Here is a 13,856-nt window from a genome sequence, read left to right as displayed (position 1 = left end):
ATGAATCAGGAAGATTTTCATCTTTAATATTTCATCCTTAAATTTTAATCATTTTTTTTATAAAATATTCAGAATTATATAAATTGTCATTTTAATCATCAGCATAATGCACATTTTTGTAAACAAGTAAGCTAGGGTATTTTGGAGAGAAGCATATTTATTCTTTTTACATATTGCTTTGGGCTAATAAACCTAAATCTAAAATCACCAAGATTCAAAATCCAAAAACTTTATTTAATAAAGCAAAGTTTGACAGCTTGTCATTTGACTATGGCAACGGGTCAACTCACAATTATGGAGGATATTGCACCGAATAAGCCGTTATTGCAGAGAGAACACGAAATGAAAAAAATGATTACAGTCATGCTGTTAGGCATAGCAATCTTCACCTTTGCCTTCAGTCGTCCAGCTTTGGCAGCAGATGCTGCTGGTGGAGCTAAAGTATTTAGTGCCAATTGTGCCTCTTGTCACGCAGGAGGAAAAAATCTGGTTAATGCTGCCAAAAGCCTGAAGAAGGCGGATTTGGAAAAGTATGGTTTGTACTCAGCAGAGGCGATTATTGCCCAGGTTACAAACGGTAAAGGTGCTATGCCCGCCTTCGGCAAACGTTTGAAGTCTGAACAAATTGAAAATGTAGCTGCTTATGTGCTTTCACAAGCAGATAATGGCTGGAAGTAGATTAAAATCTAACTTCAAAAATTAATAATTAGCGGGACAAATAGCCCCGCTAATTTTAGAGTTGCCGAAATTATCAAACAGGATGCATATACCAATTTGGGATTAAGAGTCTTTACAAAAAGACTGTTCCAAGAATATCAAACAATACTACCTATCCTAATTTGGTATTATGAGCAATTTATGGCGATTATTTTTCAGTATAATTATTGCTTTACCCCTCACTTTTTTGACTTTACCTGCACATTCCTCACCCATTCTAATTACCCAAATTACAGCGGGTGATTTCTTAGAGTTGGGTGTAGATAAGATGCGACGCGGTGATTACCAGGAAGCAATAAAGAATTTGAACCAGGCGATTGAACTTGAGAAAGATTTGGCTGTAGGTTATGGCGATCGCTGTCTTGCTTATCTCCAACTACAAGATTACCATCAAGCGATCGCAGATTGTACTGAAGCCATAAATTTTGCACCGGATAACTTTGAGGCTTATCTGAACCGGGGTTTGGCACTCTACAGAGAAGGGGATTATCCTGCCGCCATCGTTGATTATAATCGAGCGATCGCACTTAAACCCTACGATTTTCGAGTTTACTACAACCGAGGGTTAGCGCGTGTTGGTGATGGGAAAGACTCGGAGGCAATTCTTGACTTTAATTTAGCCCTAACTCAAATTCCTCGAATAACTAACTTACTGCTTGCAGATATCTATAATGACCGAGGTTTAGCGCATTTTATCTTGCAAGATATCCAAGCAGCAATGCTCGACTTTAATTTAGCAATTCGTCTCAATGCTAACGATTATAGAGCGTATTTTAACCGGGCTTGTGCTTGTGGACGAAACGGAGATGACTTTGGTGCAGTGCGTGATTTTTCCCAAGTTATCAGACTTAACCCCAGTAATGCCCAGGCTTACGTTAATCGGGGAGTAGCTCAGTATCGCTTAGGATATCATTTAGGAGCTATATCTGATTTACAAAAAGCATCTGAGTACTATGGACAGCAAGGAAAGAGAGTTGCTTACGAAAAAACTCTAGATTTACTGAAGAATCTGCGACAACAAATTTCGTCTGTAACGGAAATCGCTCTTTTCTAGCACTGCAAGGCTATACAGGGTATCCACCAGCTTGAAAAATCTGTTCGGCGGTTAAGCTTAATTCGGGGAACAGAGGTGAGATAATGCGTTGTTTACCTTGAAACTGGCTAACTTGATATTCTCCCTCAATTAAGGTGTAAAGCGAGACAGTTGGTTGTTTAGGGTTGCCAATAAACCGCCTACCGCCTAAAGCAGCATAATCTACAATCCAATATTCTGGGATGCCTACAGCCTCATAGTCAGCAGCTTTTTTTAAATAATCATCACGCCAATTGCTACTCACTACCTCAACTACTAAAGGTATTGATTCCACTTGACTCACAGTAGATTCTTTCTTCCACAGAGGTTCGTTTACCAAGTTGGGGCGATTTAATATCAGCACATCTGGTGAGTAAGCCGATTCACCTTCAGGCGGTTTGACTAATGCTGTTTTAGGTATTAAGTAGGGGAGATTTAAACGAATACATTCTCTAGTAATTTCAAAGGCTAAAAATCCAACTACCTCTTCATGATCGCCCGTGGGTTGCGGCATCTCCACTATTACTCCATCATGCAACTCATAACGTTTTCCTGTGTTGTCAGGATATTTAGCAACAAATTCATCGAATGTAACTAGTTTGCGTAAGGCTTGAATCATAAATTATTGCCATTCGTTTCAATGCTAATGATTATAGAGCGTACTTTAACTGGGGTGTGCTGGACAAAATGGAGATGACTTTGGTGCGAGGCTTTAAGGCTTATTTCCCTTCACTTTTTGGAGCCTAGCTTTCTTATAAAGCACAATATTTCTAGCCACTTTAAGATCGCACGTCTGGGAATTTGAGCGCTTGAGACAGAATAAAAGATATTCCAATCCAGATTGAGATCATATTACCAGTAGAACCAAGATCACACTTCAATGAGTTCATTTCAGCTAAACTGAATACCTATATTTAAATATTTATACTTACATAGGAACTTAAATTATGACAATGAGGAGAGCAGATCGCGGAAATTCTAATTGTGACAACGCTGTTAATAATCCTCGCTCACGGCAGAAGGAACCAATTCCTCCTCGTGAGCTTCAACAGCTATTGATGACTGTTCGTGCCCAACGCGACGAATGGCAACAACGTGCAAAAGAAAATGAGGAAGCTACATCTCAACTGGTTCATGTTAAGCAAGAGATTCAAACTTATCAAATCGAGGCTAATGAGCTAAAAGAGCTTGTTACTAAAAATTATCGCTTTTATATTGATGAGCAAGAAAATCATCAAAAGACGCTCTACCTTTATAACGAGGAAAAAGCAAAAATATCTCAGCTAGTTCATGTTCACCAGCGAGAGATCCAAACTTGCCAACTCGAAGCTAATGAGCTAAAAGAACAAGTCACTCAAAATTATCGCTTCTATATTGATGAACAACAAAGTCATCAACAAACACTCTGTCTCTACAACGAAGAAAAAGCGAGAGCGACTGAATTTCTTACTAAATATGAAGCAGTAAACTCTGAACGAGAAATGTATTTGAGTTTATACAATGAGGCTAAAGCAGAACTTAAGCATGAGCGTCGTTCCAAAGCTAGTATTAAGGGATGGGAAACTCGCCGGAAAGCCGAGAATGAAAAACTAAAACGAGAAATTGCCCAGATGGTTGTGCTACTGCGTGACTCTTTAGCAAGTAAGGATGAAGCAGTAAACAGTCTTTACATTGTCGCGGAGCGTATGGATCGGATTCAATCTCTAGTTGATTCGGTGGAAGAAGAAACAACTAACAATCCTATAGGTTTGGTACAAAAATTTAAACGCATCTGGTTGGCAATTAAAGATATTATTTCTGAATAAACAAGTATACTCATGAACAAAAAATCACTCCCAGCTACGCAAAAACAAGGTAAAGTGGGGCTGGGAGATCAAATTCGCAGTATTGCCGATCGCCTTAAACAAGAGACTGATGTACAGATAAAAACAACTTCTAGGATTTTAGGGGCTGCTGCTCAAATTGCCGAAAATCATGACCGACTTATTAATGAAGTAGTTGATATGGTTGAGTCAGACCTGAATGCAGAGACACAGATATCTCAGAAGCATACTTATAATGTTGATATTCTGAAACAACAGTTTAAAACATTACGAGATGCAAAGGCTCATTTTAACCTGAAAGTTAGTAGTTGGGAATCACTAGTTAATAAATTAAATGCTGCATCTCCCGAAACAAGCAGAATACAGAATAAAACTCAATCAAATCATGGCTTGACGGTAAAGAATGTGATAGTTCGTGAAGACTATTGTAATAGTATTGAAAAATTGATAGTTTTTTTAGAACCGGATGTTGCAGAAATGTTTCCCAACTCGGAAGCAGTAAATGAAGCTCTGCGTTTTTTAACTAGAGTTACTAGTAAAAATAGCTTTTGAAAGCGAATAGACAATATTTGATATCTTGTGAAGGCTACATGAGAAAGTTCTCATGTAACTTTCATTCTCTTCTCATAAAGCTTTTGTTAAACTTACGTTAAGTTCAAGTTAAACGGTACGCAAAAATTTTGACAAACAAAGGTAGGGTTGGAAGAAAATCAGTATCAGTAAAAACTTTAGTTCTGGGTATAGAGCTACGTTTAAAAGAAGAATTGTATCGATAGCGAAGCGTTAGCGACGTAGGAGCGTCGCAGAAAGTGCCGCGAGATACAAAGCAAAGCCACTGCTGTGGGCAGGTTCCCCGACTTCCCTACGGGAAAGCAAGCTACGCGCTGTCTCCCTCTGGGAGAAGCAACTGCCATCAAATGGTTCTGCTTGCTTCAATTTCACGTTTTTAAATGTGGGTTCCCTTCTGTCTTCTGAATTTTAAAAACTCCATAAATGTGGTGTGTTCTCATGAATTATTTCAGATTGCTAGATAAAAAAGGGGATTAGATTCTGTGGGAAAAATTAGTCAGGAGTGCAAATGAACAACTTGTTATCCCACTCTGGAAAAATCATCAGAACATCGGCTAGCATCATGTCTTCGGAGGATAGTAGTTTATCTAGCAATACTCGGAAGTGGCGCATTGCTTTATATTCCCACGACACAATGGGACTAGGGCATAAACGCCGTAATTTGTTGATTGCTCAAACTTTAGGATGTTCACCCCTCAAAACTGATGTTTTAATGATTAGTGGCATTCAAGATGCCAGTAATGTACCAACACCTCCAGGGGTAGATTGTTTGACGCTCCCGGCTTTGCACAAAAATATTGATGGGCGATATCAGGCAAGAAGATTGGATCTATCATTGCAGGAAATTATTACACTGCGATCGCAAGTTATTCTCACCACCATTAAAACATTTAAACCTGATATTTTTATTGTGGATAATGTGCCGCGAGGAGCAGTCAGAGAGCTAGATCCAACTCTAGATTACCTGCGTACTCAAGGAAAAACATACTGCATTCTAGGTTTACGAGATATTTTAGATGAACCCGCTTCTGTGCGTCGAGATTGGAAGCGAGCAGCTAATGAAGAGGCGATTCAAACTTATTATGATCAGGTTTGGGTGTATGGCGATCGCAACATCTATGACCTAGCAAAAGAGTATCACTTCCAGCCAAAAACTGTTGCTAAATTCCGCTACACGGGCTATCTTGACCAACGTAGCCGCCTCAAACATCTGGATTTAGACAGCGTTCAAGCATTTAAATCGCTCAATTTGCCATCTGAACGATTGGTATTGTGCTTAGTGGGAGGCGGACAAGACGGAGCGCAGTTAGCAGAAACATTTGCTCATGCTGAACTACCACCAGAGATGAACGGTATCATCTTAACAGGCCCCTTTATGCCGCGAGAAGTCCGGCAAAAACTCCAGAACTATGCAGCGCAACGTGACAACTTGCGGGTGTTGGAATATTTAGCCGAGCCGACGCTGTTACTAAATCAAGCCGAACGTGTGATTGCAATGGGTGGTTACAATACAACTTGTGAATTGTTGTCATTTGCAAAGCGATCGCTAATTTTACCCCGGATCAAACCCCGACAAGAACAATCAATCCGTGCTAAACGATTACAAGCACTCGGCTTAATCGATGTATTACAACCACATCAACTGACACCTGCGGCATTAACGAACTGGCTAACACTTAAGGTAGAATCACCACAAGTCCGTAATTTCGTCGATATCAAAGGACTTACCCGCATTCCCCAATTCGTTAATGAAATTCTCATATCAGCTATTTGTCATTAGTCATTGTCATTTGTCAAAAATCTCACCTCATTAATTACGAATTACGAACTTGTACTGAGCGACTTGCCTTGAGCGAAGTCGAAAGGAGTCAAATTATTACGAACTACGAATTATGTCAATCCGTGTTGGTTATGTTCTCAAACGTTATCCCCGCTATTCTGAAACCTTTGTCGTCAATGAAATTTTGGCTCATGAAGCGGCTGGCTTAGATATAGAAATTTTTGCCTTACGACCACTATGTGATACTCACTTTCAAAATATTATTTCTCAAGTGCGTGCGCCTGTAAGTTATATCCGCAGGCCAATTCAAGGGCGAGTTAGTGAATCACTCAATAGTCTCGCACCTACAGCCGCTAGCTATTTTTGGGCAGAGTTACAAGAAGCAAGTAAGGTTATCCCTGACTTTTGGCCAAAACTAGCCTTTGCTCAAGGTGAACAAGCTAGCACTGTCTACCAAGCCGCATGGTTAGCACGAGAAGCGCGAATCAAAGGCATTACTCATTTACACGCTCATTTTGGGACTGTGGCTACTAGTGTCGCTCGGCTAGCATCTCACTTTACAGGCATTCCCTATACCTTTACGGCTCATGCTAAAGACATATTTCATGAAAGCGTGGAATTTGAGGATATGCAACGTAAGCTACAGGATGCGGCTAGTGTTGTAACTGTCAGTGACTATAATCTCAGATATCTGCACAACACATATAACTTAGCCGCAAAGCAAGTTCAGCGCATTTACAACGGTTTAGATTTACGACAATTGCAATATTCTTCTCCGGCTGAACGTCCGCCATTAATTATCTCAGTCGGTCGGTTAATCGAGAAGAAAGGGCTATCTGTTTTGATTGATGCTTGTGCCATTCTCAAGCAGAGAAATTATCAGTTTCAGTGTCAAATTGTCGGTACTGGCTCTTTAGAATTGACCTTGCGTCAGCAAATTATAGATTTAGAACTGCAATCTATTGTGGAAATTGTCGGCCCGCGTCCGCAAAATGAGGTGTTTCAATTAGTACAAAAATCTGCTGTGTTTGCCGCACCTTATGTCATTGGCAAAGATGGTAATCGGGATGGACTACCTACGGTTTTACTGGAAGCTATGGCTTTGGGAACTCCCTGTGTAAGTACTGATGTGACGGGTATTCCTGAATTGGTGCGTGATGGCGAGACTGGGTTGATTGTGCCACAACATGATGCCGAGAAATTAGCCAATGCACTTGGGCAATTTCTCACAAATTCTGCTTTGCGGGTTAAGTTGTCAACCCAGGCTAGGCAATTAATTGAGTCTGAGTTTGATATTCATCGCAATACTGCAATTTTACGGAAATTATTTCTCACGCATACCGCAAGTGGAACTCGCAAAGTAGGCGCAAAAGCGTAAAGGAGGTGTGAAGATGCGAATTGCATACATTTGTGCTGATCCGGGTATACCTGTATTTGGTCAAAAAGGATGCTCGATTCATGTCCAAGAGGTGATTCGAGCGTTGCAAAAGCAAGGTAGCCAAGTCACATTGTTTGCTACTCGGATTGGGGGAGAATTACCCGCAGATTTAGCTAATGTTGTTGTTCATCAACTCCCAGTTATTCCAAAATTGGAACGGGCGGCGCGAGAGCAAGTTGCTTTAGCAATGAATCCTGATTTACGTTTAAATTTGGCAAGATTTGGCCCCTTTGACTTCATTTATGAACGTTATTCTCTTTGGAGTTATAGCGCTATGGAATATGCCCAAACTATGGGAATTCCGGGTTTGTTGGAGGTAAATTCGCCTCTGATTACAGAACAAGCACAGCATCGGGGTTTGATTGATCGCCAAAGTGCCGAAGAAGTGGCAAATCGAGTTTTTTCAGCAGCTACAGCACTGATTGCCGTTTCAGATGCAGTGAAAACTTACTTGATGAATTATGTGGACGGTAGCAAAGTTCATGTCATCCCTAATGGTGTCAATCCTCACCGCTTTTCTGCCCTTCGTCCGGCAACTCAACTTGAAACCTTTACAGTGGGATTTGTCGGTACGTTGAAACCGTGGCATGGATTGCCAATTCTCACAGAAGCCTTTAGTTTACTGCATCAACGTGTTCCCAATGCCAAACTTTTAATTGTTGGCGATGGCCCGGAACGGGAAAATCTGCAAATGGAATTAGCTGCACGGGGATTAGATGCTCATACTCAATTTACAGGTGCGGTGAATCCTGATGAAGTTCCTCAATTTTTAGCAGCAATGGATGTCGCCGTTGCACCCTACGCCGCGCAATCTGATTTTTACTTCTCACCTTTGAAAGTATATGAATATATGGCGGCTGGTTTGCCTGTAGTTGTGAGTCAGATTGGGCAATTGGCAGACTTAATTGATACAGGGGTGAATGGTATTCTTTGTCCTCCAGGTGATGCGATCGCTTTAGCAGAGGCTTTAGAAAAATTGTGGCGATCGCCTCCTCTCCGTCATACTTTAGGAAAAGCGGCGCGGCAAACGGTGATCGCACATCATACTTGGGATGCGATCGCGAAACAAATTCTCTACATAGCATCTCCATTGCCGATGGAGGGAGTAATGAGTAATAAGTAATAAGTAATAAGTAATAAGTAATAAGTAATAAGTAATAAGTAATAAGTAAATACCCATTTTTCATCCACTCCTTACTCCTTACTCATTACTTTAAAGCATTGCGTAAAGCACGGGGCTTCAGACCCAAATATGTGGTGAAACAATAAATGCCAAAAGCTCAAAATGTTCCTGGTTTGTGGGGAATCTTAGTTTATTTCTGGCCTGACATTCGTCCACAGTCTGGACTACTTTTGATTTCTGCGATCACTTTAATTGCAGATGTCGGACTACGCGTATTAGAACCTTGGCCGCTCAAATTTGTCTTTGATTATGTTCTCTTGCGTGGCGACAAGATAAATAATATTCCCGTCATTGCTAGTTTAGAACCGATAACATTACTGACATTCTCAGCCGTTGCAGTCTTACTTATTACAGGCTTACGCGCCCTCGCTGCCTATTGGAGTACCGTCGGATTAGCAACAGTTGGTAGCCGAGTTATGGCAAAAGTGCGTAATCATTTATATTGCCATCTGCAAGATTTATCTTTGGCTTATCACACCAAAGCACGTAGCGGCGATTTAATTATCCGTGTCAGTAGCGATGCTAGCCGTCTCCAAGAAATTATGATTACGGCAGCATTACCACTAGTAGTCAGCATTCTGACTCTATTTGGGATGATTGGGGTAATGTTTTGGATGAATCCCACCCTCACCCTACTTTCACTCTTCACGCTACCGTTATTTTGGCTAGTTACTAACCGACTCAGCCAGCGAATTAAAGATTCCTCATTAAAGCAACGCCACCAAGAAGGTGCTGTGGCGGCGACGGCGGCTGAGTCCATTGCTGCTATTAAACTAGTGAAAGCTCTATCCTTGCAAGATGCTTTTGCACGAGTATTTGCTCAACAAAATCAGCGTAGTCTCAAAGAAAGCGTCAAAACTCAACGGCTGGCGGCTCACTTGGAACGTACCGTTGATGCTGTGATTGCACTGGGAACAGCGATCGTTTTATGGTATGGTTCTTGGTTGGCGCTGCGGGATGCCTTAACACCTGGGGATGTGCTGGTATTCCTCACCTATCTAAAGAATGCCTTTAAGCCAGTGCAGAACTTCGCTAAGTACACCGGACGACTGGCAAAAGCTGCGGCTTCTAGTGAGCGCATTTTAGATGTATTAAATCAGCAACCCGATGTCTATGATTTGCCAGATGCAATCCCCGCCCCGATTTTCCGAGGTGCAGTGCGTTTTGATCGCGTCCATTTTGCTTACGAATCAGGACAAGTTCTACTGCAAGAAATCAACTTAAATATTCAACCGGGACAACAAGTTGCGATCGTGGGGACTTCTGGTGGTGGTAAGTCTACATTAGTCAGTTTATTATTACGACTTTATGATCCAACATCAGGGCGCGTAATGATTGATGGGCGGGATATTCGAGAATATACATTAGCATCATTACGTCCGCAAATTAGTGTAGTTTTGCAAGATAGTCTCTTATTCGCTGCTAGTATTCGAGAAAACATTGCCTACGGGATTGCCGGGGTGTCTGATGCTGAAATTGAAGATGCGACTCGTTTAGCTAATGCTCATGATTTCATCCAAGCTTTACCGCAAGGATACGACACCCTTGTAGGGGAAAGAGGCGCAACCCTTTCTGGAGGACAAAGACAAAGAATTGCGATCGCTCGTGCTGCTATCCGTCAAGCTCCTATCCTGATTTTAGATGAACCAACTACAGGGTTAGATAAGGGTAATGAGAAGGCTGTGATTGATGCGCTGCAACAGTTATCGGAAAATCGCACTACTTTTTTAATTACTCATGATCTTTATCTAGCAACTCGTGCAGATATGATTCTTTATCTGGAAAATGGGCAGGTAGTGGAACAAGGCACTCATCTGGAATTGATGCAACAGAATGGGCGTTATGCGGCTTTGTATCAAGTGCAGGCTTCTTTGAGGGTTTAGAGACGCAGAGGTACGCAGAGTATGGGCTTTAGTGATGGGAAGATGCCTTTTTTGGCGGATGCGGTTGATCGGTTGCGGGTGGAAGAGTGTTTTGGGCGGTGTTTAGCGATCGCTGCAAATTGTCGTGTGCAGACAGTCCAAGTTATTCGTCATAAGTTGGGGCGGCGTTGTTTGATTGAATATGAATTGATTAATGATGATGGACAAATAATTACGCTCATTGGTAAGGTTAGGGCTAAGGGAACGGATTTTCATAGTTATGAATTACAGAAATCTCTATGGTCTGAGGGATTTGGCGATGATAGTCCTGATGGAATTTCTGTACCTGAACCTGTTGGGGTAATTCCTGAATGGCAAATGTGGTTACAGCGTAAGGTTGAAGGGGTTATTGCTACTCAATTTCTATCACAAACCGACAGTATTTTACCCTTAAAACTAATTGCTGAAGCTGCTCATAAATTGCACCAAGCTAATATTCCTCCTCGTCGTTCTCATACTATGTCAGATGAACTACGAATTTTGCATGAGCGGATTCCATTAGTTACGCAACAATATCCACAATGGGAAGAACGTTTAGAGAGAATATTAGAAGCAAGTAATCATTTAGGAGAAAACACGCCAGAGATAAAACACTGTGGTATCCACCGTGATTTTTATCCCGATCAAGTGATTATTAATAATTCTCGGTTGTATCTCATCGACCTAGATTTATATTGTGAAGGTAATCCGGCGCTTGATATCGGTAATTTTATTGCTCATATTCAAGAATACAGTCTTCGTACTTTTGGTAATTCTCAAGCATTACAAGAGTATGAAAATGTTTTAACTGAAAGATTTATTCAGCTTACAAGCGATGAATTCCTCACAGCAATTCAATCCTATGCAACCCTAACTTTAGTCCGACATATTTATATCAGCACCCAATTTCCAGAACGTCGTCCTTTTACAGAAGCACTATTAAATCTGTGCGAACAGCGACTTGGGATAATTCGTAATTCGTAATTATAGAGCTTCTGGGTTATACCAATTTAATGTGAAGTTGCACATATCTTGATCCCCCTAAATCCCCCTTAAAAAGGGGGACTTTGAATTCCCCCCTTTTTAAGGGGGGCTAGGGGGGATCGAATTCTATGCAGCTTCATAAAGAATTGGTATTAAGTGCAATACAGTAACCCCAAAACCCTCATGTAGAGACGCGATTCATCGCGTCTTGAAAGACCAATCATCACTAACGGAACCGTATTGCAGACAATTTATCTGTCACCCTATTTTTGCAAACTGGTAGTATTTTCAGGAGATAGTATTGATGGGTTTGATTTTTTGGCAGAAAATTCGCTTAATTAGTTTAATTATCTTCCTTACTTTGAGCAGCCTAAATAAAGCTAATGCAACGACTAAGGCAGCGATAAGAGAAAATAATCAATTAAATAAAATCACATCAGTTTCTCAATTATCTGATATTAATGCTGATAGTTGGGAATTTAAAAAACTACAAGCTTTGACTGAGCAATATAACTGCGCTAACCACAATAAAATAACTAAAAATCAAACTCTGACTAGATATCAATTTGCTACTAATTTAAATGCTTGCATCATACACATAAATAAGCTAATCACTAATGGTAAAATAAATCGAGAAACCATAACTACCATTCAAAAATTACAAGTAGAGTTTTCGGCAGAATTAGCAACTTTTAGAAATCGCATCGATTTATTAGAAAACAAAGTGGCTGCATTGCAAGCACAACAGTTTTCGCCTCAAGTTGAGTTAGAGGGAGAGATTATCTTTGCGATGACTGGAGTTGCTGGTGGAAAAAAAGCCAACAGTAGAACCAAGCCAATCAATGATAATTTAGTGTTGAGCGATCGCGTCCGTCTTAGCTTAGAGACAAGTTTTACAGGTAAAGACAACTTACAAATACGCTTACAAGGTCGAAATACGCCAGAATTGGCAGATTTTACTGGAACTAAAATGGCCAATTTGGGATTTGATGGCGACGATGACAATGAGATGGAAGTAGATGAGATAGATTATAAATTTCCACTAGGTAAGCAAACTCGCATAACTTTGTACGCGTTAGGAGGAGGATTAGGCGATTTTGTTCCTAGTGTCAATCCTCTCTTTAGCGGTAGTGGAGACGGATCGATTTCTACATTTGGACGAGAAAATCCCATTCGACGACAAGGTGGCGGTGCAGGTATCGGTATTTCTCATAATTTAAATGACTCTCTGAATCTGTCATTGGCATACGTCACCAGCGATGCAGCTAATCCAGAGAGGGGAATTTTTGCTAGTCCTCATGGTGCGATCGCTCAAATCACCCTTGAACCCACCAAAACAACAGCACTTAGCGTTACCTATATCCACTCTTACAATAATGTGAATACCGGCACCGGTAGCGAATTAACTAACAATCCCTTTAATAATCAGGCAGACGCCATTACTGCTAATTCCTTTGGTGCAGAAGCCGCTTGGCAAATTAACCAAAGTATCACTCTTGGGGGGCGAGTTGGTTTTATTCATGCCAAAGCAGAAGATTTAACAGCAACCCCAAATGCTTTTATCTCCACATGGGCGTTACTACTATCGATCGAAGACATTGGCCAAGAAGATAGTTTTGCCGGATTTGTGGTAGGTCAACCGCCTAAAGTGATTGATAATAGTTTCGGTGATACCTTTGAAGATGAGGATACATCTTTACATCTAGAAGCTTTTTACCACCTGCAAATCACAGATAATCTAGCGATAACTCCGGGTTTATTTGTGATTACGAATCCCGAAAATAATAATAGTAACGACAAAATTTATGTTGGTACGGTTCGTACAACATTTACCTTTTAACTATCAAAGTCCCCCTTTTTAAGGGGGATTTAGGGGGATCTAAAAGGTTTTTCTACCGACCAGAGGACTTTTAAAACATCCTCTAAGAAGAAAGTTCGAGTAGTATTTTTTCTCCTCGCACTACTAACTGATCAGGCGTAACACCATCAGAGAACGATCTGTAACTGGTACACTTTGAGAACCTGAAACTAACTTTCCCCGATCTAAAAAGCGAGGTTCATTAGTGTCAATTACTATCTCCCATACCTTTTCTTTAAATTCATTGGGTAAAGCAAAGTCAATTAACTCATAGTGAGCGTTAAAAAATATTAGAAAACTTTCATCAATAATTCGCTCACCACGATCCCCTGGAGTAGCAATTCCCTGCCCATTCAAAAAAATCTCCATTACTTTGGCATAACTAACTAACCATTGCGTCTCAGTCATTTCACTACCATCAGCATTAAACCAAGCAATATCATTAATGCCTAAACCGTGAATAGGGCGACCTTGAAACGGGAGCATCCACTTTTGGCAGAAACACTCAAATAGCAAGTAAACCATTCAGA

At 40.8% G+C, this 13,856-nt stretch carries 12 protein-coding genes; 10 read left to right on the top strand and 2 right to left on the bottom strand.

Annotated features, from left to right (window positions below; all coding sequences use genetic code 11):
- The first annotated feature begins 342 nt into the window (after positions 1-342).
- Together petJ and RMX69_RS27720 are read left to right on the top strand one after the other, a co-directional pair.
- Positions 343-678 carry a cytochrome c6 PetJ gene (gene petJ, locus RMX69_RS27725; RefSeq protein ID WP_289800093.1) on the top strand — a complete coding sequence of 112 codons (336 nt, stop codon included), beginning with the start codon at positions 343-345 and terminating at the stop codon, positions 676-678.
- A gap of 169 nt (positions 679-847) precedes the next feature.
- Complete coding sequence (locus RMX69_RS27720) at positions 848-1,771, top strand: tetratricopeptide repeat protein (RefSeq protein ID WP_322639341.1); 924 nt, start codon at positions 848-850, stop codon at positions 1,769-1,771.
- Between the two features lie 10 nt (positions 1,772-1,781).
- Here the strand turns inward: RMX69_RS27720 and RMX69_RS27715 are convergent, their stop codons facing one another.
- Complete coding sequence (locus tag RMX69_RS27715) at positions 1,782-2,408, bottom strand: Uma2 family endonuclease (protein WP_322639340.1); 627 nt, start codon at positions 2,406-2,408, stop codon at positions 1,782-1,784.
- 328 nt (positions 2,409-2,736) lie between these two features.
- On the opposite strand from RMX69_RS27715, the gene RMX69_RS27710 reads away from it, so the two are divergent.
- From RMX69_RS27710 to RMX69_RS27675, 8 genes are all read left to right on the top strand, one after another.
- Complete coding sequence (locus tag RMX69_RS27710) at positions 2,737-3,594, top strand: hypothetical protein (protein ID WP_322639339.1); 858 nt, start codon at positions 2,737-2,739, stop codon at positions 3,592-3,594.
- A 12-nt stretch (positions 3,595-3,606) separates the two neighbouring features.
- Positions 3,607-4,164: a hypothetical protein gene (locus tag RMX69_RS27705; protein WP_322639338.1), complete on the top strand. Its 558-nt coding sequence runs from the start codon at positions 3,607-3,609 to the stop codon at positions 4,162-4,164.
- Between the two features lie 526 nt (positions 4,165-4,690).
- Positions 4,691-5,962, top strand: a complete 1,272-nt coding sequence (locus RMX69_RS27700; RefSeq protein WP_289798754.1) for a glycosyltransferase family protein — start codon at positions 4,691-4,693, stop codon at positions 5,960-5,962.
- 112 nt (positions 5,963-6,074) lie between these two features.
- On the top strand, positions 6,075-7,340 hold the full coding sequence (locus RMX69_RS27695) for a glycosyltransferase (protein WP_322639337.1): 1,266 nt from the start codon (positions 6,075-6,077) through the stop codon (positions 7,338-7,340).
- A gap of 13 nt (positions 7,341-7,353) precedes the next feature.
- Positions 7,354-8,523, top strand: coding sequence for a glycosyltransferase family 4 protein (locus RMX69_RS27690; RefSeq protein WP_322639336.1), 1,170 nt, complete (start codon positions 7,354-7,356; stop codon positions 8,521-8,523).
- Between the two features lie 146 nt (positions 8,524-8,669).
- Positions 8,670-10,466: an ABC transporter ATP-binding protein gene (locus RMX69_RS27685; protein ID WP_322639335.1), complete on the top strand. Its 1,797-nt coding sequence runs from the start codon at positions 8,670-8,672 to the stop codon at positions 10,464-10,466.
- Positions 10,467-10,487: 21 nt separating this feature from the next.
- On the top strand, positions 10,488-11,468 hold the full coding sequence (locus RMX69_RS27680; RefSeq protein WP_322639334.1) for a phosphotransferase family protein: 981 nt from the start codon (positions 10,488-10,490) through the stop codon (positions 11,466-11,468).
- A gap of 304 nt (positions 11,469-11,772) precedes the next feature.
- The gene (locus RMX69_RS27675; RefSeq protein ID WP_322639333.1) at positions 11,773-13,308 is read left to right on the top strand and encodes an iron uptake porin; all 1,536 of its coding nucleotides are present in this window, start codon (positions 11,773-11,775) and stop codon (positions 13,306-13,308) included.
- Positions 13,309-13,431: 123 nt separating this feature from the next.
- Here RMX69_RS27675 and RMX69_RS27670 read toward each other — a convergent pair whose 3' ends face one another.
- Positions 13,432-13,812: a hypothetical protein gene (locus RMX69_RS27670; RefSeq protein WP_322639332.1), complete on the bottom strand. Its 381-nt coding sequence runs from the start codon at positions 13,810-13,812 to the stop codon at positions 13,432-13,434.
- Positions 13,813-13,856 lie beyond the last annotated feature (44 nt).

It is taken from the genome of Nostoc sp. EspVER01 (assembly GCF_034530635.1).
In the GTDB taxonomy this organism is placed as follows: domain Bacteria; phylum Cyanobacteriota; class Cyanobacteriia; order Cyanobacteriales; family Nostocaceae; genus Nostoc.
The sequence above is the reverse complement of the archived record's forward strand: the minus strand, read 5'-3'. Positions and strand labels throughout refer to the sequence as shown.